Raw genomic sequence first — 19,196 nt, 5'->3', positions numbered from 1 at the left:
AGCGGTGCGATTCACGCACGGCCCGACGGCGAACCGGGTGACGCGAATCGCGTTGCCACGGGCGGCGCGCACGCCGCCCGCCGCGCTTACTGCCCCTGCTGCTTCAGTTGCTGCTGCTTGAGCTGCTGCGTGCGCATCTGCAACTTCAGCACACGCTGCAGCGCCGCACGGTTCGCGAGCACGCCGTCGTAGAAGTTGGCCAGATCGCCCTTCAGCGCGGTCCGGGACGCGTCGTTCAGGTAGATCATGTGGCCCGACGGGTAGTTCTTGATCGTCAGGTTCTGCGCCTTGAGCGTCGGATCGAGCGGCATCTGCGCGAGCGTCAGCTCCGTCTGGTGGAACGGCGTGACCGCATCGAAATAGCCGTTCGCCGACAGCACCTTCAGGTCCGGGTTCACGCTCATCGTCGCCGCCAGGTCGCCGGCCGTGTACAGCGTATTGCCGCCACCCTTGTTCGCGCCGGTCGGGTCCGTGTGGCTGAAGTCCCAGTTGTTGAAGACCTGGTCGTTCAGGTCCACGAACGACGACGTCGACGTGTACTTGAGGTCGGTGTTGATGTAGCTGTTCCACAGCACCGTGTACGCGCCGCCGACGTTCGTGATCGACGGATCGTTGCTGCCCGAGTTCGGCAGGATGTACGGCGCGATGCCCTTGCCCGTGAAGTTCGCGCGACCGTCGTACTGGCCGATCTGCGTGCCCGGCACGAGCGTCAGGAAGAACGTGTACGGCGGGTTGTCGTCCGACGACGGCACGTTGCCGAGCGCGGCCGGATTGCCGAACGTCTGGATCAGCGAGGTCGGATCCGTGCCGATGTACGAGCCCATCTGCTGCGCGGTCTGCAGGTTCAGGTTCAGCCGCACGTTCACGAAGCCGCCGTCCTGCGGGTTCGGCTTCTGCGCGAGCGGCGCGAGCGTGTTGTCCGCGTAGTTGCGGGCCTGCACCATGTACGCGTCGAGATCGGTCGGCGTCGGGTTGAGCGTCGTCTTCTTCCAGTAGAACGCGTCGGCCGCGAGCGTCGGGAACGTGCCGGGCGCCGACAGTGCATTCGCATAGTCGAGGATCGACGATTGCAGCGTGATCCCGTTCAGATCGATGCCATCCTCATGCAGCACCCACGACACGACCGCGCTGCGCGCCGTGCCGTACGACTCGCCATACAGGAACTTCGGCGAGTTCCAGCGCGAGTACTTCGTCAGGTAGCGCTGGATGAAGCGATCGATCGAGCGCGCGTCCTGGTCGGTACCCCAGAAGTCCTTGTTCTTCGCCGGGGCGATCGCCGCCGAGTAGCCGGTGCCGACCGGGTTGATGAACACGAGGTCGGTGCGGTCGAGCAGGCTGTCCGGGTTGTCGAGCAGCTTGTACGGAGCCGGCGGCGTGAAGTTCGGGAACGACGACTGCAGGCGCTTCGGCCCGTACGAGCCGAGCAGCAGGTAGACCGACGACGAGCCGGGGCCGCCGTTGTAGAAGAACGTGACCGGGCGCGGCTTCGACGGGTCCGGGTTGTCCTGCGTGTACGCGACATAGAACATCTTCGCGTTGGGCGCCGACGTGATCGGATCGATCGTGGTCAGGTGGCCCGTGGTGGCCGTGTACTGGATGGTCTTGCCGCCGATCGTGACCTGGCGGTGCACGACCGCGGCCCCTTCGGTCGAATCCGTGACCGCGTCGTTCGGCCCGGTGCCGTACACGTCGTTGTCGACGTACGGCTGGTCGGCCGGGACGGCGGCCGTTGCATTGGTGCTGGCCGCCGTGCTGCCGTTCGACGTCGTCGCGGCCGCCGCGGTGGCGGCGGTCGGGCCGGACCCGTCGTCGCCGCCGCATCCCGTGACGAGCAGCGCCGCGGTCGCGGCTGCGGCGAGCGGCACGCCAAGGGTCGTTCCAAATAGCGCGAAACCGTCTTTCAAGGACTTCAGTGTCGTCATTATTGCCTCTCGAACAGAACGATAAATACCGCCGCTCGCAAAGGATCATTTGCGCCGGCGCTCCGCACCGGGAGCGCATTCGTTTTGCGATGCACTCCGAGTTTTTTACCGGATCGGCGAATACCGATCGGCACGATTTACCCCACCCATATTCCGCGAACGCACTGGAATCAATTCCATTGCAAACGACGATTCGATAATGCGCGGCAATGCGGATTCAGCCCCCGTCATCCGCATGCGCGAAACCGCCAGGCAATAACCTTCCCCGCGAAGCCCGCCCTGCAAGGCGCCTTCGCTTCGAACAGACGAACAATCCCTCTCGGCGAAATGCCGATCAATCGCAAAACGGCGACCAACCGCATTTCGAGCGATTTAATAAATTCGAAAGGATCGATTAACTATATGGAAAGGAATATTGTCTTTACGGTAATTTATTAAATTAAGTGAAAATATCGGCGCATAATAGATTCCGGGTTTTCCGTCGTAAAGTAATAATTTGTTACAGCGCGTGCAGCTCCGATAAGGAGCAGTGCGGGACCGATTCCAGGTGCGAAAAAGAAAAAGCCGGACGACCGTCCGGCTTCCGTATCGCGGCGCGGCGGGCGCCGTCAGAGCGGCACGTCGATCGCGCCGGCGCCGGTCGTGATCGCGTTGGCGCCGGGGGACGCCGAAATCGGCGGCAGGTTCGCGCTCGTCAGCGCCGGTGCGGCGCCCGGTGTGCCGCCGCGCGGCACCGTGCGGATCACCTGCGACGGCGGCAGCGCGGCACCGCTCTTCAGGTGCCGCCACATCAGGTTCAGCGCTTGCAGGTTGTAGTAGTGAACCGGCACGAAGCGCGTGTCGAAGCCCGCGACCGGCAGGAACGCATCGAAGTGCTGCCCGTTCGTCACCTCGTAGAACACGAGCTGGCTGCGCCCGCCCTCACTGACGCCGTTCTGCGCGACGTATGCGCGCGACGCGTGATTCACGGGCACGAGCGCATCGCTGCGGCCCTGCACGATGATCGCGGGCTTGCCCTGCAGGTTCGCGTTCACGCGCACCGCGTCGACGTTCGCCGGCATGTCGAGCATCCCGTTGGTCCACAGCTGCCGCAGGCACAGCGCGCCCGCGAAGCTCGCGTCGGGCGTCGCGAGCCGGTGGTCGACGCCCGCGCCGGTGTTGAACACGAGATTGACGCCCGCCGTCGGCGGCACGCCGTTGCCGAGGCCGAACACGGCCGGCATCGGCGACGCGGCGGGCGGCGCGACCGCGCCCGTCGCAGCGCTCGTCGTCGCGAAGCTGAAATTGCACAGATTGTCGGTCACGCGCGAGCGCGTGTACGCGTTCGCATAGGTGACCGCGATCGCGGGAATCGCCTGCGAATCCCACATCGGCGCCTGCAGCAGATCGGAATCGGCGAGATAGCCGGCCGCATGCAGCTGCGCAAGCGCATCGGCGGCCTGGCTCTGCGTATCGGCGCCGGATACGAGCCCGGCAGCCGCGAGCGTCGCGCAGCGCTGCGTGCGGATCGACTGCGTGGTGGCGGCGGGCAGCGCGCTCAGGTACGGCGCGTCCGCGAGCGACGCCGCCGCGGCCGCGCACGGTTCCAGCAGGTTCGCGAGCGTCGCGTAGTCGGCCAGCGGCCGGCCGAACGACGGCACCGGCTGGCCGCCCTCGCGCACGACCGCGTTCGGCGCCATCCGCACGTTGACCTGCGGCTCGCCGACCACGACCGCGGTGATCCAGCGACGCGTGTCCTGCTCGGCCGCCGCGAGCGCCGCGCCGCCGCCGTTGCTGACGGACGCGGCGATCGTCGTGATGTCGCCCGGGTGGTAGCGCACGCCGTGATGCGAGCCGTCGAGCAGCGGCCCGAACTGCTCGTTGAGTGCCCAGTAGGCGAATTCGACCGCCTGCAGCGTCACGTGCCCCCAGTCCTGCTCGGGGTTCTGCTGCGAATGCGCATGCTTGAACGCGTAGCGGTTCGGGAACCGGCTGTTGAACGCGGCAAGCTCGCCGCTCGTCACGTTGGCGGTGAAGAGGCTGGCATTGCCGGCGAGCACCGCGTTGGCGAGCGTGCCGTCGATCAGCGTGATCGTGTCGGAGCCAAGCTCGTGGGCGCCGTTGCCGCCGCCCTTGTCGTTGTATGCGACCGCGCAACCGCGCTTGAGGCCCCACTCGCCGGCCGCCGAAATCGCGCCGTACACGCCGCGCGAACCGGACGACGTCGCCGTGACGATGCACGGCTGCGCCGGATCGAAGCTCGCCGGCACCTGCACGAGCAGCGTCACGTTCTTGCGGCCGCTGCCGTCGTCGGAATACGCGAGGTACTCGGTGCCGGGGATCTTGCCTTCGCCGAGCGTGTCGTTTCCGTCGAGGTCGACGTTCGGCCCCCAGAAACGGCCATAGCCGCCGTTGGCGCTCATGTCGACGAGCGCGCGGTAGTTCGACCAGATCGCGAGCCGGCGCAGTTCGGCGCTGCTCGGCCGGGACGGATTCGCGAACGAAGGCGCGGTGGCGGCAGCGAGGCCGGTCTTGCCGAGGCCGGCCGTCAGCAGATCGTCGCTGGTGCCGTCATAGGCGGTCGTGCGCACGCTGCCGGACACGAAGCCGGGCAACCGGTTGCGCTCGCCCGAATCGTCGCCGTTGCAGGCGCCGAGCATCGCGACCGCGACCAGCACCGCGCCCAAGAGAATCCGACTGCCCCACCCGTGCGTCGTCATTGCCGCCCTCTCGATATCGTTATCGGTCCGCCGCCGTGTCGCGCGCGGCTGACGACCTCTGATGGAAACGCAGGGTCGCCCGGCGTTTTCCGCCCCGCAGGACGTCGCCTCGGGGATACTCATTCGGGGGCCTGACGCAACGCGGCAGGCCCGGGGCTCACAGCGCAAACGGGCCCCGGTACACCGGGACCCGCCGCAAACGGGCGCGCGGCGCTGGCGCGCCGCCGCCCGGCATCATTGCTGCTGGACCGTCAGCTTGTTCGTGACCGACGTCACGCCCTTGACGCTCTTCGCTGCCTCTTCCGCCTTGTCGATCTGTGCCTGGTCGGGCACCGTGCCCTCCAGCGAGATCGCGCCGCCCTTCGAGCGCACGACGATGTTCGCCACGTCGATGCCGCCTGCCTTCGTAATTGCCTTGCGCACCGCGTAGCCGAGCTTGCGGTTCGCCTTCTTCGCGGTCTTGGCCGCGGCCTTCGGCGAGCTCGCTGCCGCAGCCGGCGCCTCGGTTGCCGCCGCGTCGCTCGACTGCGCATACACGCTGCCCGACAGACAGGCCGCCACGGCCGCAACACCCAACGCTCTCAACACGATCGACTTCATGCTATCTCCTTTTATGACTTCGGAACGGCCGTGCACAGTACGGCCGGATACCCCCAAAGGCGGCCAACCCGCGCGCGAACGGGCGGGACGGCCGATGATTTCCACGGCGATGCGAGAGAGGCGACACGGGCCGGCGACCGGCGCACGCGAATGCGGGCCGGCCGGGCTGGACAGCCGCCGGCCGGACGCGCCCGGTCTCATTGCGTGCCGGGTCGCGCGCGATTCGGTCGCGGCTGCGACGCACAATGTAATCCAGCGCCCGCCGAAGCGCAAAGCTTTTGACGCGCGGCCTCCCGGCAGCCGCCGTCAGGGCCGCCCGCATCGGCCGCCGCGCCACGGCGCCGGACTCGCGCATGCCGGGCGAAACCGGGTACCATCGCCGCGAGAACCTGCATCGCGTACATCGTTCGTGACGCCCGTCATCGACGCGTCACGCCCGTGTCATCCACCAATTCAATGAAGCCTGCCCGCCCTCGCCCGCCCCGCCGCATCCTTGCCCGCTTCGTCGCGGTGTCGTGGCGCGACCTCGCGCTGTCGATCGGCCCGACCGTGCTGCTTGCGGCCGCGGCGGTATGGCTCGCGGTCAGGCTGATCCAGCCGGCGCCGCCGTCCACGCTCGTGATTTCGTCCGGCCCGCCCGGCAGCACGTACTGGAACGCCGCGCAGAAATACAAGGCGATCCTCGCGAAGAACGGCGTCACGCTCGACGTGGAGTCGTCGGAAGGATCCGCGCAGAACCTCGCGCGCCTGTCGAACCCGAACGCGCCGGTCGACGTCGGCTTCGTGCAAAGCGGCATCGGCCCGAAGGAGCGCGACGAGCATCTGGTGTCGCTCGGCAGCATCGGCTACGTGCCGCTCGCGATCATGTATCGCGGCCCGGTGGTCGAGCGCCTGTCCGACTTCAAGGGCAAGCGGCTCGCGCTCGGCGCGGAAGGCAGCGGCGCGCGCGAACTGAGCCTCGCGCTGCTGAAGATGAACGGCATCGTGCCGGGCGGCTCGACGGAGCTGCTGCCCACGGCCGGCGAGGATGCGGCGACCGCGCTGCTCGACGGCAGGATCGACGCCGCCTTCCTGTCCGGCGACTCGACGCAGATCCCGGTAATGGCGAAGCTGTTCCGCGCGCCCGGCGTGCATGTGTACTCGTTCACGCAGGCCGAGGCGTACGCGCGGCGCTTTCCGTACCTGACCGCGATCACGCTGCCGATGGGCGTCTACGATCTCGGCCGCAACCTGCCGCCCGCCGACATCCATACGGTCGCGCCGACGATCGAGCTGGTCGCGCGCGACTCGTTGCACCCCGCGCTGTCCGACCTGCTGATCGAGGCCGCGCGCGAAGTGCACGGTCACGCGACGATCCTCCAGCACGCGGGCGAATTCCCGTCGGCCGTCACGCGCGGCTTCCCGCTGTCCGACGACGCGGCGCGTTACTACAAGTCGGGCAAGACCTTCCTGTACCGGCGGCTGCCGTTCTGGGTCGCGAGTCTCGTCGACCGGCTGCTGGTCGTCGTGGTGCCGCTGATCGTCGTGCTGATTCCCGGGCTGCGGCTGGTGCCGTCGCTGTACGGCTGGCGCGTGCGTTCGCGCATCTACCGCTGGTACGGCGCGCTGATCGCGCTCGAGCGCCGCGCGCTCGGCGAGCATACGGCGGAGGAGCGCATCCATCTGCTCGACGAGCTCGACGACATCGAGGAAGCCGTGAACCGGATGAAGATGCCGCTCGCGTATGCGGGGCAGTTTTACGTGCTGCGCGAGCACATTGGCTTCGTGCGCGAGCGCCTCACCGCGCACGACCACGACGCCGCACCGGGCACACCGTCCAGGCCCGGCGCCGGCGGCATCGCGACGCCACCCGCCGGCGAGGCCCCCCGGGCGACTCCCGGTTCCGCATGAGCGGCCGATCCGCGATCATTGCTGCATCCGCGCGACCGCATCCGCGCGCCGCCGCGTAACATGAAGGCCGCCGCGAGGCGCACACGCCCCATTCTCTGGAGATCTCCATGACAACCGGCCTCGACACTGCCCAGCCCGCCTGGTTCTTCGACTTCGTGTCGCCGTTCTCCTACCTGCTGCTCGAACAGCATGACAAGTGGCCGGACGTGCCGTTCGACCCCGTCGCCGTGTCGCTGCCCGACCTGCAGCGCCACTGGGGACAGCGTTCGAGCGCCGACGTGCCGGCCAAGCGCGTGTTCACGTACCGCCATGCGCTGTTTCGCGCCGAACAGCTCGGCATCCGCTTCAAGATGCCGCCCGCGCATCCGTTCGACTCCGACAAGGTGCTGCGCCTCGCGATCGCGCTGCGCGCCGACATCGCGACCGTGCTGGAAATGTTCCGCTTCATCTGGCACGACGGCAACGATCCGTCGACGCCGGACGGATTCGCCGCGCTGTGCGAGCGCGTCGGCGTCGGGCACGGCGACGAGCTGATCGAATTCGAGGAAACCAGCGCGCAGTTGCGCCGTAACACCGACGACGCGATCGCGCTCGGCGTGTTCGGCGTACCGACGTTCTGGATGAACCAGCAGCTGTTCTGGGGCGAGGACGCGCTGCCGATGGTGCTGTACTGCGCGCGCACGCCGAACTGGCTCGACTCGCGCGAGGTCAAGCGGATCAGCACGCTGCCGAAGGGCCGCGCGTGATGGCCGGTATCACGCACCGCGACGCGTGGCTGCGGTAAGGTTACGCTTCTCCCGAATCACCGCGCACCGATGGAAGACGACGACCGTACCGCCTCGCTCGATATCTGGCTCGTGCGCGTATTGCGCACGCTGCTGCTCGAGCGCAGCGTCACGCAGGCCGCGCTGCGGCTGAACCAGACGCAGCCCGCGATCAGCACCGCGCTGCGCAAGCTGCGCGAGACGCTGAACGACCCGATTCTCGTACGCGGCAAGTCCGGGATGGTGCCGACCGAGTATGGCGCGTCGCTGCTCGGCGCCGCGTCGCGCGCGCTGCGCGAGGTCGACTTCATCGCGACGCCGCACGGCGACTTCGATCCGTCGTCGGCGCGTCGCACGTTTCGCGTCGCCGCGCCCGACTACCTGAACGACTTCTTCATGCCGACGCTGATCGAGCGCTTTCGCGACGCGGCGCCGCATGCGCATCTGGAAATCGATTCGCTGAACCCGGCGCTCGATCACGCGGAGGCGCTCGAATCGGGCGCGCTCGATCTCGTGATCGGCAACTGGCCGAAACCCGACCCGCAGTTCGCGCGCCAGGACCTGTTCTCCGACACGATCGTGTGCCTGATGCGCGACGCGCATCCGCTCGCGCACGAGCCGCTCACGCGCGAAGCGTACGCGTCGGCCGCGCACGTCGCGCCGACGCCGTACACCGGCGACAAGCGCAATGCGATCGAGATCGGCCTCGCACGCGCGCGCCTTACGCGGCGGATCGTGACGACGCTGCCGTACTTCGGGATCGTGCCGCAGGTGCTGCTGCAGTCCGACCTGATCTTCACGACGACGCGCCGCTTCGCAACGCACTATGCGCGATTGCTGCCGCTCGTCGTCGTGGCGCCGCCCGTGCCGTTCCCGCGCATCAAGAGCTACCTGCTCACGCACCCGCAGCCCGACCGCCCGACCGACATCGCGTGGCTGTGCGCGCTGATGCAGAGCGTGTCCGACGAGCTGACGGCCGCGCGCGGCCGCAAGCGCTGACGCCGCATTGCCTGCGCGGCGGGCTGCATCGGCCAGCGCTCACGCCGTACAGAAAGTTTCCTGCAGATGGCTCCAGCGCACGCTGCCTGCCGCGTCGCGCGCGAACACGGCGGTCGCGCGACGCGCGGGCAGTTGGCCCGACGCCGCATGCTGCGCCTCGAGATAGGTGAGCACCGCATGCGATGCATCGGCCACGCGCACGCGGATGTCCGACAGCGCGATCCGCAGCCCCGGCTTCGCGCCGCCGAGCGTCGCGAACAGCGCGCGCATGCCGGCGCGGTCGAGCACGCGGCCGTCGGTCATGATCATCGTGAAATCGGCGGAAAAAGCGGCGAGCAGCGCATCGAGCGCCGCAGGTGCAGTATCGGTGCCGGACAGCCAGCGCTCGATGTCGGCGATGCTTGCATCGAGTGCGTCGAGGTAGACCTGGGGATCGAACATGATGCCTGCATGAAAGGACGCGCGGCCCGATGCCGCGCGATTCGTGCAGTGTAGGCAAAAACGGCCGGACGTGCGTCGTGCGTGCCGGCTCGCGTCGTTATCGCGCGCAGCTCGCGTCGTCGCGCAGGCGCGCCGCCGCGGCCGCCTTCGTATCGGCCACCGGCATCCCCGAGCGGGCCTGCAGCAGTTCCGCGCAGACGGCCACCGCGATCGCGCCGGGCGCCTTGTCGACTATGCCCGCGATGCCGATCGGGCACACCATCTCCGTGAGCCGCGCCGGATCGACGCCGCGCGCCGCGAGCCGGCGCTCGAATTTCACGCGCTTGGTGCGCGAGCCGATCATCCCGAAATACGCGAAGTCACGCCGCCGCATGATCTGCGCGGCCAGCGAGAAATCGAGCGCGTGGTTGTGCGTCATCACGAGGAAGTACGCGCCGGGCGGCGCCGCGTCGACCACGGCCTCCGGCGTGTCGGTCGGCTCCGGCTGCACGTTCGGCGGACATTCGTCCGGGAACAGCTCGTCGCGCGTATCGACCCACTGCACGACGCACGGCAGTGCGCCGAGCAGCGTGACGAGCGCATGGCCGACGTGCCCCGCGCCGAACAGCACGATGTGCATCGGCGGCTGCGCCGCGCGCGCGCGGGGGCGCATGCCGGTGCCTGGCGCGAACGGCTGCATCGGCGACGGCGCGTTGCCGCACGCGCCGTCGCAACCGGCGGCACTCGCATCAGACGCGCGTTGCAGCGAGCGCGGTGAGCCCGGGAGCTGCTTCATCTCAACCTGCCCGCGCGGCGCTTGCACGCACCGCATTCACCGCGCGCAGGATCGACTCGCCGGTGGCCGGTGCGTCGAGCGGCGGATTCACCCGGTAGTCGCCGACCGCCGCAATCGCGTCGCGCACCGCGAAGAACACCGAGAACGGCAGCAGCAACGGCGGCTCGCCGACGGCCTTCGACCGATGGATGCTGTCCTCCACGTTGCGGTTCTGGAACAGCCGCACGTTGAACTCGGGCGGCGTGTCGTTGACGGTCGGAATCTTGTACGTGGACGGCGCATGCGTCATCAGCTTGCCGCCCGCGTTCCACCAAAGCTCCTCGGTCGTGAGCCAGCCCATGCCCTGGATGAACGCGCCCTCCACCTGGCCGATGTCGAGCGCCGGGTTCAGCGACGCGCCGACGTCGTGCAGCGCGTCGACGCGCAACGTGCGCATCTCGCCCGTCAGCGTGTCGATCACGACTTCCGACACGGCCGCGCCGTACGAGTAGTAGTAGAACGGACGCCCCTGCAGCTTCGACTGGTCCCAGTACAGTTTCGGCGTCGCGTAGAAACCGTCGGACCACAACTGCACGCGCGCGAGATACGCCTTCGCGATCACCTCGCCGAACGGCACGCTCGCGCCGCCGATCCACACGAAGTCGTTGGCGAATTTCACGTCGGCCGCGTCGACCGTGCCGTCGCCGAACTGCTTCGCCGCGAATGCCGCGAGGCGCTCGCGCAACTGGCGCGCCGCGTCCTGCGCGGCCTTGCCGTTCAGGTCGGAGCCCGTCGACGCGGCCGTCGCGGACGTGTTTGCGACCTTGCTCGTGTCGGTCGCCGTCACGCGGATGCGGCCGAAGCGGATGCCGAGCTCGTGCGCGACGACCTGCGCGACCTTCGTGTTGAGCCCCTGCCCCATCTCCGTGCCGCCGTGGTTCACCAGCACCGAGCCGTCGGTGTAGATGTGCACCAGCGCGCCGGCCTGGTTGAAATGGGTAACGTTGAACGCGATGCCGAACTTCACCGGCGTGAGCGCGATGCCCTTCTTGAGCACCGCGTTGCGTGCATTGAATTCGCGCACGCCCGCGCGCCGCGCGCGATAGTCGCTCGTCGTCTCGAGTTCGCCGAGCAGCTCGTGCAGCACGTTGTCCTCGACCGTCTGCCCGTAAGGCGTGACGTTGCGTTCGGTCTTGCCGTACAGGTTCGCGTAACGCACGTCGAGCGGATCGCGGCCGAGCGAGCGTGCGATGTCGTCGAGAATGTACTCGATCGCGAATGCGCCCTGCGGGCCGCCGAAACCGCGGAACGCGGTGTTCGACTGCGTGTTGGTCTTGCCGCAGTAGCCGGCGATGTCCACGTCGCCGAGCCAGTAAGCGTTGTCGAAGTGGCACACCGCGCGCGTCATCACCGGGCCCGACAGATCCGCCGAGAAGCCGCAGCGCGACGTCATGTCGAGTGCGACGCCGTCGAGGCGGCCGTCGTCGTCGTAGCCGACGTCGAAGCGGTAATGGAAGTCGTGCCGCTTGCCGGTGATCATCATGTCGTCGTCGCGGTCCGGACGCAGCTTCACCGGGCACAGCAGCTTCCATGCGGCGAGCGCCGCGCAGCACGCGAACAGGCCCGACTGCGATTCCTTGCCGCCGAACCCGCCGCCCATCCGCCGGCATTCGACCAGCACGTTGTGCGACGCGACGCCGAGCACGTGCGCGACCAGATGCTGCATCTCGCTCGGGTGCTGCGTCGAGCAATACACGTGCATCCCGTCGTCGTCCTTCGGCACCGCGTATGCGATCTGCCCTTCCAGGTAGAACTGCTCCTGGCCGCCGAGCGTCATCTCGCCCGACTCGCGATGCGGCGCGGCAGCCAGCCGCGCGGCCGCGTCGCCGCGCGCGAGCTTCAGCGGCGAGATCACGTAGGTCTCGGCCTTGCGCGCGTCCTGCGCGGTCAGGATCGCGGGCAGCTCCTCGTAGTCGACCTGCGCGCGGCGCGCGGCAAGCCGCGCGATTTCGTGCGACGTCGCGACGACGATGAACATCGGCTGGCCGACGTACTGCACGATGCCCTTCGCGAGCACCGGGTCGTCGTGGATGATCGGCCCGCAGTCGTTCACGCCGGGGATGTCGTCGGCCGTGAAGACGGCGACCACGCCGGGCGTCGCGCGCACCGCGTCGAAGTTCATCGACACGATCTTCGCGTGCGGCTTCGCGGACAACCCGAGCGCCGCGTGCAGCGTGCCCGCGACGAGCGGAATGTCGTCGGTGTAGGTCGCGCGCCCGCTGACGTGCAGGTGCGCAGATTCGTGCGCGCGCGACACGTGCACCTGCGCGGCGTCGGCCTGCGGGTCGAGGGTGTTCAGGAACGGTTCTGCTTGCTGGTTCATGTTCGTGTTCTCCGTCTTCAGACGCGCGCCGGCGCATCGGCAACATCGGCGCCGGCTTCGGCGGCCACTTCACGCACGTTCAGCGCTTGCGGCGGCAGCGGGTCGTGCGGGCGCGTCTCCAGCCAGAATCGGTACATCAGGTTCTTCGCGGTATCGAGGCGATACGCGCTCGTCGCACGCATGTCGGTGAGCGGCTGGTAGTCGCGCTCGAGCGCCTGCATCGCGGCCTGCGCGGTGGCTTCGTGCCACTGCGCGCCGTCGAGCACGCTTTCGGCATGCGTCGCGCGCTTCGGCGTCGCGGCCATCCCGCCGAATGCGATGCGCGGCTCGCGGATCAACTCGCCGTCCGCGATGAACGCGAACGCCGCGCACACCGCCGAAATGTCGGAGTCGAACCGCTTCGACAGCTTGTACGTGCGGAACTGCAGCTTCGCGCGCGCGCCGGTGCGGGTCGGCACCTTCAGGCCGACGACGAATTCGTGCGGCGCCATGTCCTTTTGCTGGTAACCGGTGTAGAGCGCCTCGAGCGGCAGCTCGCGCACCGTGTCGCCGCCGCGCAGCACGACGCGTGCGCCCAGCGCGATCAGGCCCGGCATCGAGTCGCCGATCGGCGAGCCGTTCGCGACGTTGCCGCCGAGCGTCCCCGCGTTGCGGATCGGCAGCGACGCGAAGCGCTTCCACATTTCGGTCAGTTCCGGATACGTGCCGGCGAGCGCCGCATACGCGTTCTCGACCGTCACGCCCGCGCCGATCTCGATCCAGTCGTCGCCGTGCGCGACGCGCTGCAGTTCGGCGATCTGGCCGACGTAGATCAGGTCGTCCAGCCGGCGCATCTGCTTGGTGACCCACAAGCCGATGTCCGTGCTGCCGGCGAGGATCCGCGCGGCGGGACGCTCGACCTTCAGCGCGGCCAGCGCGTCGAGCGTGCGCGGCGCGGCAAAGCGCGCGCCGTCGGGCGTCGTGTAGTCGAACGTGCCGTCGCGCGCGAGCGAGGCGAGCGTGCGGGCCAGCGCGGCCGGGTCGACCGGCGCGCAATGCGCGGGCGCACCGTCGCCGGTCGCGCCTTCGCCGGCCACATCGAACATCCGCACGGCCGCATCGACGATCGGCCGGTAGCCGGTGCAGCGGCACAGGTTGCCCGTCAGCGCATCGGCGATCTCGGTGCGCGTCGGCACATCCTTCGCCTTCGCGCACGCGCTGCCGCAGCCTTCGTGGCCATGCTTCTCGTACAGCGCCCACATCGACATCACGAAACCGGGCGTGCAGAACCCGCACTGCGAGCCATGGCAATCGACCATCGCCTGCTGCACCGGGTGCAGCGAACCGTCGGGCTGGCGCAGGTCTTCCACCGTCAGCAGCGCCTTGCCGTCGAGCGTCGGCAGGAACTGGATGCACGCGTTGACGGCCTTGAACGCGACGGTGCCCGCGTCGGTCAGCTCGCCGACGACGACCGTGCACGCGCCACAGTCGCCTTCCGCGCAACCTTCCTTGGTGCCGGTGCAGTGCGCATCCTCGCGCAGATACTGCAGCACGGTGCGGGTGACGTCCGCGCCGCTGACTTCGCGGACCGCGTGACGATGGTAGAAGCGGATCGGCTCACTCATGTCTCTATCGTTCTTCAAGTGGGGGCAAGGCGGCCTGCGCGGGGCGCTCGACCGACGTTTCTCTGACAGTTTGCACGCTATCACCATCAAATTCCGCAACCCATAGCCCAGCGCGCATGCGGCCCATATAACTGCCGCGATATGAGCGCCGCGGCCTGCCCGACGGACGGCTCGCGCGTTGCCCCGTCAGGGTTTCGGGCCAGCCAGCACCATTTCGTCGGCGATTCGTCGGCATCGGAAACGGGGCGCGATTAACTAAGTGGTACCTGCGGGAAAACCGGTTCCATGGGAAAATCCCGATTCCGTTTTTCGCCGCCTTCCGTTCCGTTTCGCTCATTCGTTCCGACCCCATGTCAACCGATTCCGCCACACCGCCGCGCAGCGGCGTTGCCGTCACGCTGCAAATCGTGTCCGTCGTCTGCTTCACGTTCATCTGCTACCTGACCATCGGCCTGCCGCTCGCCGTGCTGCCGGGCTTCGTCCACGACGATCTCGGCTTTTCCGCGATCGTCGCGGGCGCAGCGATCAGCGTCCAGTATTTCGCGACGCTCGCGTCGCGCCCGCTCGCCGGACGCTTCGCCGATACGCTCGGGCCGAAGCAGACGGTGCTGCGCGGACTGATCGGCTGCGGCGTGTCGGGCGTGCTGCTGCTCGTCGCGCTGCTGCTGGCCCACTGGCCGGTCGCGAGCCTCGTGCTGCTGGTCGCGAGCCGGCTGGTGCTCGGCGTCGGCGAGAGCCTGTGCGGCACCGGCGCGATCCTGTGGGGCATCGGGCGGGTCGGCGTCGCGCACAACGCGAAGGTGATCTCGTGGAACGGGATCGCGACCTACGGCGCGCTCGCGCTCGGCGCGCCGATCGGCGTCGCGATCGCGCATACGCTCAATCCGGCGCTGATCGGCGTGATCGTGATCGCGCTGGCCGCGACCGGTTTCTATCTCGCACGCCTGATCGATTCCGTGCCGCTCGTGCACGGCGAACGGATGTCGTATGCGAGCGTGTTCACGCGCGTGCTGCCGCACGGCCTCGGGCTCGCGCTCGGCTCCGCGGGCTTCGGCTCGATCGCCACGTTCGTCACGCTGTACTACGCGGCACGCCACTGGCCGAACGCCGCGCTATCGCTGACCGTGTTCGGCACGCTGTTCATCGGCGCGCGCCTGCTGTTCGCGAACACGATCAAGACGCATGGCGGCTTCCGTGTCGCGATCGTGTCGTTCGCGTTCGAATGCGCGGGCCTCGTGCTGCTGTGGCTCGCGCCCGTACCGCACGTCGCGCTCGTCGGCGCCGCGCTGACCGGCTTCGGCTTCGCGCTGATCTTCCCGGCGCTCGGCGTCGAAGCCGTCGCGCTCGTGCCGCCGGCGAGCCGCGGCGCGGCGCTGTCCGCGTATTCGGTGTTCCTGGACCTGTCGCTCGGCATCACCGGCCCGCTCGCGGGCTATGTGGCAGGCGCGTTCGGCTATCCGCAGGTGTTCCTGTTCGCGGCGGTGGCCGCCGCGGCGGGTGTCGCGCTGTCGATGGTGCTGTACCAGCGGCAGGCGCGGGTCGCGGGGAGCGGCGCGGCGGCTTGACCGAGCCGCGCGCCGGCCGCCGGGCGGCCGCTGCACTGGCATTCAACGCAAAACGCCCGCATCGCGCGGGCGTTTTTCTTTTCGTTTGCGGCGGCCAACGCGACGGCCGCTCCGGTCAGGCCGTGCGCAGGAACAACCGGCGCGTCAGGTCGAACGCGACGAGATTGCCCCCGAGCACGAGCAGCAACCCGAACACCGCGAGCGGCGACCACTGGTAGCCCTCGAAGACCGTCGACACGGCGAGCGCGACGATCGGGAACAGCACCGTGCAGTACGCGGCGCGCTCGGGCCCGATCCGGCCGACGAGCGTCAGGTAGGCCGTGAACCCGATCACCGAGCCCGGCACGGCCAGATAGACGAGCGCGCCGAGATAGCGCGGGCTCGGATCGATCATGAACGGCAGCCCGGCCACCGCACTGCCGACCGTCAGGATCGCCGCACCGATCAGCATCGCCCAGCCGTTGGTCGCGAGCGGGTGCAGGCCCATCGACTGCATCCGGCTCGACAACAGGTTGCCGGCCGAGAAGCACATCGTGCCCGCGAACGCGATCGCGAGGCCCGTCCACGTGGCGTGGTCGTCGAGGTGGCCGGCCATCTGCTGCCAGAACAGGCATGCGATGCCGGTCAGCCCGAGCAGCGCGCCGGCGACCGCGGACGGCCGCAGCGGGCGGCCCATGAACAGCCGGCCGTTGATCGAGTTCAGCAGCGGCGCGGTCGAGAAGATCACGGCGACGAGGCCGCTCGGCACGACCTGCTCCGAATAGTAGAAGCACAGGAAATTCAGGCAGAACAGCGCGAAGCCCTGCGCGACCAGGTAGCGCCACGCCTCGCGCGGCGGGCGCACCGGCCGGCGCATCACGCGCAGCAGCGCGAACAGCACGGCGGCGGCGAGCCAGAAGCGCCACGCGATCGACACGGGCGGCGGCACGGCGCCGAGCTGCCATTTGATCGCGATCCAGGTGGTGCCCCAGATCAGCACGGTGACGAAATAGAGCGACAGGTTCATGGCGGCAACGAAGCGGAACGAGTGAAACGGACTTCGACTGTGCCGCCGCCGTGCGCGCGGCGATTGTCCGGAATTGCGGTCTTTTTCCGGCGGCCGCACGGCGCGCTTCGCGCGCGCTTATACTCGCTGCATCATGAGTTCGCCCCTGTACGCTCCGCCCGTCGACCACGCGGCCGCCCTTGCCGGCGGCGCGATGCCGTTCGGCCTGCAGTCGGTGTGCCGCACGCTCGCCGAGGCGAACGCGACGCTCGAGCGCTTCGCGTGGCTCGGCGACCATCTCGCGATCGCCGAATGGACGCGCATCACCGACGAAAGCGAGACGATCTACGAACGGCCCGGCCACCACACGCTGTCGTGCTATCTGGACGGCGGCTACCGGACGGAGCGCGAGCGCGTGCCGCGCTACGGCGCGCCGAGCCTGCTGTGCGCGCTGCCGGGCGACCATGAATCGCGCTGGTGGGTGCGCGGCGAGATGCACTTCATCCACCTGTACTTCCTGCCCGAGCACTTCACGCAGCGCGCGATCCGCGAACTCGATCGCGAGCCGCGCGAACTCACGCTCGCCGATCGCACCTATTTCGAGGATGCGCGCGTCGCGGCGCAGTTCCGTGCGCTCGCGCTCGAGCGCTGGGACGATGCGGACGGACGGCTGCGCGTGAACGAAGCCGCGCACGACGTGCTGAGCCTGCTGCTACGCGGCCAGAGCACGACACGCACCGACGTGCCGTTCCGCGGCGGGCTGGGGCCGGCCGTGCGCCGCCGCGTGCGCGACTATATCGACAGCTACCTGTCGCAGCCGCTGACGCTCGGCGAACTGGCGAACGTGGCCGCGCTATCGGAATACCATTTTTCGCGGATGTTCAGGCTGTCGTTCGGCCGTGCGCCGCACGCGTGGGTGGCCGAGCAGCGGCTCGCGCGGGCGCGACTGCTGCTGCGCACGACGGCGCTACCGCTCGCGCAGGTCGCGGCCGAATGCGGCTACGCGAACGCCGGCCACTTCAGCCACCGCTTTCGCGACGCGCACGGCACGACGCCGAACGCGTACCGGCGCGCGATGCAGGGCGGCTAGGCGCCGCGGCCCGGCTGCCCACGAGGCGGTTTCGTGGAGCGCACCCGCCTCGCCTCTCCGCGCTTACGTCCCGCGCCGCGACAGTTCCTGCTCGAGCGCGGCCACGCCGGCCGGCAAATCGACCGGCACCTTCAGGTCGACCATCGTGCGGCCGAACGCGTGCAGCGTGCGGAACAGGTTGTGTTCGCGGCACTGTTCGCCCATCTGCCCGATCCGCACGATCGGCAAGCCGAACGAGCCCGAGATCTCGACCTGGTACTGCTTCGAGATGTGACCGCACACCATGCCCGGCGTGAGCCCTTCGGGCGTCTCGATCCCGACCACCGAATTGAGCCGGCAGTCCTTCGGCGCATAGAGCGAGAGCCCCATCGCCTCGACGCCGGCCTGCAGCGCGAGCGAGCACCGCAGGTGGCGCGCGAAGCGGCTTTCGAGCGTCTCCGCGCACACGAGCCGCAGCGCCTCGTGCAGCGCGAGCACGCCCGACACCGGCGCCGTGTAGTGATACCCCGCGTTGTGCCAGAAGTTCTCCGCGAGCGCCATGTCCAGGCACCAGTGCGCATTCGGTTCCGGACGCTGCTTCATCCGCTCCCACGCGGCGTCGGAGAATGCGATCAGCGACACGCCCGGAATCGACGACAGCCCTTTCTGGCCGCCGGTGATCACCGCGTCGATGCCCCATGCGTCCATCTCGAGCGGCATCGTCGACAGCGTGCACACCGCGTCGACCACGACCAGCGCGCCGGCCGCCTTCGCGAGCGCCGCGATGTCGCGCAGATCGCGGTTCCACACGGTGTTCGATGTCTCGCCCTGCACGATCGTGACGATCTCGGGCCGCTCGCGCGCGATCGCGTCGGCGATCTCGTCGAGGCTCGCGACCGAGCGGTCGGCCACCTCGAGCGTGGCGACGTCGGCGCCGACGCGCGTGGCCATCTCGGCCATCCGCGCGCTGAAGAAGCCGTTGCGGATCGACAGCACGCGCGTGCCGCGCCACGCGAGGTTCGAAATCGCCATTTCCATCGCGGCGGAGCCGGGGCCGGCCACGCCGAGCACCCATTTCGTGCGGGTCTGGAACACGTAGCGCGCCATCTCCTTCACCTGCTCGATGATCTTCGCCATCGTCGCGCCGAGGTGGTTGATCACGATCGTGTTCGCCTTCGCGACGGCGGCCGGGATCGGGACCGGGCCGGCCCCCATCATCAGCAGCGGTTCTTCGGGCAGGATCGCGTCGAGCGGCACGACGACGGGACAGGGAATCGGCGAGTAATCGATGGACATGGCTGGTAAAGGAGGAAGGAAGAAAACGCTTGGACGTCGTTCGCCGCACGGCACGGCGAACTGATCGATCATTCCGCGTTCCGCGCCCGCGCGCAAGAGGCACGCGCGGCCGGACAGCGAGACGCTGGCCCGGTTGACGGACCGGGCCAGCCGGCCGCGCGTGCGCCGCACGAGCGGGTTTCGCAATGCCGCGCCATTGCGATGCGCATGCGAAACGGTTCCATC

Annotated in this window: 14 protein-coding genes; 5 read left to right on the top strand and 9 right to left on the bottom strand. The window is 68.8% G+C overall.

Annotated features, from left to right (window positions below; genetic code table 11):
• Positions 1-86: 86 nt before the first annotated feature.
• The 3 genes from WS51_RS14490 to WS51_RS14480 all read right to left on the bottom strand — a co-directional run bounded on the left by WS51_RS14490 (position 87) and on the right by WS51_RS14480 (position 5,221).
• Complete coding sequence (locus WS51_RS14490) at positions 87-1,922, bottom strand: S10 family peptidase (protein WP_059807564.1); 1,836 nt, start codon at positions 1,920-1,922, stop codon at positions 87-89.
• Positions 1,923-2,530: 608 nt separating this feature from the next.
• On the bottom strand, positions 2,531-4,621 hold the full coding sequence (locus WS51_RS14485) for a D-(-)-3-hydroxybutyrate oligomer hydrolase (protein WP_069229363.1): 2,091 nt from the start codon (positions 4,619-4,621) through the stop codon (positions 2,531-2,533).
• A 234-nt stretch (positions 4,622-4,855) separates the two neighbouring features.
• Positions 4,856-5,221: a BON domain-containing protein gene (locus WS51_RS14480; RefSeq protein ID WP_059468523.1), complete on the bottom strand. Its 366-nt coding sequence runs from the start codon at positions 5,219-5,221 to the stop codon at positions 4,856-4,858.
• A gap of 456 nt (positions 5,222-5,677) precedes the next feature.
• On the opposite strand from WS51_RS14480, the gene WS51_RS14475 reads away from it, so the two are divergent.
• The 3 genes from WS51_RS14475 (at position 5,678) to WS51_RS14465 (ending at position 8,874) form a co-directional block, all read left to right on the top strand.
• A complete protein-coding gene (locus WS51_RS14475; RefSeq protein WP_059507026.1) occupies positions 5,678-7,111 on the top strand; it encodes a TAXI family TRAP transporter solute-binding subunit in 1,434 nt (477 codons plus the stop codon).
• Positions 7,112-7,218: 107 nt separating this feature from the next.
• Positions 7,219-7,857 (top strand): 2-hydroxychromene-2-carboxylate isomerase, encoded by a 639-nt coding sequence (locus WS51_RS14470; RefSeq protein WP_059507025.1) that lies wholly within the window; start codon positions 7,219-7,221, stop codon positions 7,855-7,857.
• A 69-nt stretch (positions 7,858-7,926) separates the two neighbouring features.
• Positions 7,927-8,874 (top strand): LysR family transcriptional regulator, encoded by a 948-nt coding sequence (locus WS51_RS14465; RefSeq protein ID WP_059450887.1) that lies wholly within the window; start codon positions 7,927-7,929, stop codon positions 8,872-8,874.
• 39 nt (positions 8,875-8,913) lie between these two features.
• Here WS51_RS14465 and WS51_RS14460 read toward each other — a convergent pair whose 3' ends face one another.
• From WS51_RS14460 to xdhA, 4 genes are all read right to left on the bottom strand, one after another.
• Positions 8,914-9,315, bottom strand: a complete 402-nt coding sequence (locus WS51_RS14460) for a nuclear transport factor 2 family protein (RefSeq protein ID WP_069229362.1) — start codon at positions 9,313-9,315, stop codon at positions 8,914-8,916.
• 97 nt (positions 9,316-9,412) lie between these two features.
• Complete coding sequence (xdhC, locus tag WS51_RS14455; protein ID WP_059450915.1) at positions 9,413-10,090, bottom strand: xanthine dehydrogenase accessory protein XdhC; 678 nt, start codon at positions 10,088-10,090, stop codon at positions 9,413-9,415.
• Between the two features lies 1 nt (position 10,091).
• Positions 10,092-12,452: a xanthine dehydrogenase molybdopterin binding subunit gene (gene xdhB, locus WS51_RS14450; RefSeq protein ID WP_069229361.1), complete on the bottom strand. Its 2,361-nt coding sequence runs from the start codon at positions 12,450-12,452 to the stop codon at positions 10,092-10,094.
• Between the two features lie 17 nt (positions 12,453-12,469).
• A complete protein-coding gene (gene xdhA / locus WS51_RS14445) occupies positions 12,470-14,056 on the bottom strand; it encodes a xanthine dehydrogenase small subunit (RefSeq protein ID WP_059772360.1) in 1,587 nt (528 codons plus the stop codon).
• A gap of 350 nt (positions 14,057-14,406) precedes the next feature.
• Here xdhA and WS51_RS14440 point away from each other — a divergent pair, with 350 nt between their 5' ends.
• Complete coding sequence (locus WS51_RS14440; protein WP_059543573.1) at positions 14,407-15,621, top strand: MFS transporter; 1,215 nt, start codon at positions 14,407-14,409, stop codon at positions 15,619-15,621.
• Positions 15,622-15,736: 115 nt separating this feature from the next.
• Here the strand turns inward: WS51_RS14440 and WS51_RS14435 are convergent, their stop codons facing one another.
• Positions 15,737-16,627 carry a DMT family transporter gene (locus WS51_RS14435; protein WP_059507020.1) on the bottom strand — a complete coding sequence of 297 codons (891 nt, stop codon included), beginning with the start codon at positions 16,625-16,627 and terminating at the stop codon, positions 15,737-15,739.
• A gap of 133 nt (positions 16,628-16,760) precedes the next feature.
• On the opposite strand from WS51_RS14435, the gene WS51_RS14430 reads away from it, so the two are divergent.
• Positions 16,761-17,696, top strand: coding sequence for a helix-turn-helix domain-containing protein (locus tag WS51_RS14430; RefSeq protein ID WP_069229360.1), 936 nt, complete (start codon positions 16,761-16,763; stop codon positions 17,694-17,696).
• A 63-nt stretch (positions 17,697-17,759) separates the two neighbouring features.
• Here WS51_RS14430 and WS51_RS14425 read toward each other — a convergent pair whose 3' ends face one another.
• Positions 17,760-18,971, bottom strand: coding sequence for a pyridoxal-phosphate-dependent aminotransferase family protein (locus WS51_RS14425; RefSeq protein ID WP_059450894.1), 1,212 nt, complete (start codon positions 18,969-18,971; stop codon positions 17,760-17,762).
• Between the last annotated feature and the right edge of the window lie 225 nt (positions 18,972-19,196).

This window comes from Burkholderia territorii, from assembly GCF_001718335.1.
In the GTDB taxonomy this organism is placed as follows: Bacteria; Pseudomonadota; Gammaproteobacteria; order Burkholderiales; family Burkholderiaceae; genus Burkholderia; species Burkholderia territorii.
The sequence above is the reverse complement of the archived record's forward strand: the minus strand, read 5'-3'. Positions and strand labels throughout refer to the sequence as shown.

What these genes read in the sequence shown, in the direction of transcription:
- WS51_RS14490 (WP_059807564.1), bottom strand. Translation starts at nt 1,922, where the DNA reads ATGACGACACTGAAGTCCTTGAAAGACGGTTTCGCGCTATTTGGAACG.
- WS51_RS14435 (WP_059507020.1), bottom strand. Translation starts at nt 16,627, where the DNA reads ATGAACCTGTCGCTCTATTTCGTCACCGTGCTGATCTGGGGCACCACC.
- WS51_RS14440 (WP_059543573.1), top strand. Translation starts at nt 14,407, where the DNA reads ATGTCAACCGATTCCGCCACACCGCCGCGCAGCGGCGTTGCCGTCACG.
- xdhC (WP_059450915.1), bottom strand. Translation starts at nt 10,090, where the DNA reads ATGAAGCAGCTCCCGGGCTCACCGCGCTCGCTGCAACGCGCGTCTGAT.
- WS51_RS14430 (WP_069229360.1), top strand. Translation starts at nt 16,761, where the DNA reads ATGAGTTCGCCCCTGTACGCTCCGCCCGTCGACCACGCGGCCGCCCTT.
- WS51_RS14460 (WP_069229362.1), bottom strand. Translation starts at nt 9,315, where the DNA reads ATGTTCGATCCCCAGGTCTACCTCGACGCACTCGATGCAAGCATCGCC.
- xdhA (WP_059772360.1), bottom strand. Translation starts at nt 14,056, where the DNA reads ATGAGTGAGCCGATCCGCTTCTACCATCGTCACGCGGTCCGCGAAGTC.
- WS51_RS14470 (WP_059507025.1), top strand. Translation starts at nt 7,219, where the DNA reads ATGACAACCGGCCTCGACACTGCCCAGCCCGCCTGGTTCTTCGACTTC.
- WS51_RS14425 (WP_059450894.1), bottom strand. Translation starts at nt 18,971, where the DNA reads ATGTCCATCGATTACTCGCCGATTCCCTGTCCCGTCGTCGTGCCGCTC.
- xdhB (WP_069229361.1), bottom strand. Translation starts at nt 12,452, where the DNA reads ATGAACCAGCAAGCAGAACCGTTCCTGAACACCCTCGACCCGCAGGCC.
- WS51_RS14480 (WP_059468523.1), bottom strand. Translation starts at nt 5,221, where the DNA reads ATGAAGTCGATCGTGTTGAGAGCGTTGGGTGTTGCGGCCGTGGCGGCC.
- WS51_RS14485 (WP_069229363.1), bottom strand. Translation starts at nt 4,621, where the DNA reads ATGACGACGCACGGGTGGGGCAGTCGGATTCTCTTGGGCGCGGTGCTG.
- WS51_RS14475 (WP_059507026.1), top strand. Translation starts at nt 5,678, where the DNA reads ATGAAGCCTGCCCGCCCTCGCCCGCCCCGCCGCATCCTTGCCCGCTTC.
- WS51_RS14465 (WP_059450887.1), top strand. Translation starts at nt 7,927, where the DNA reads ATGGAAGACGACGACCGTACCGCCTCGCTCGATATCTGGCTCGTGCGC.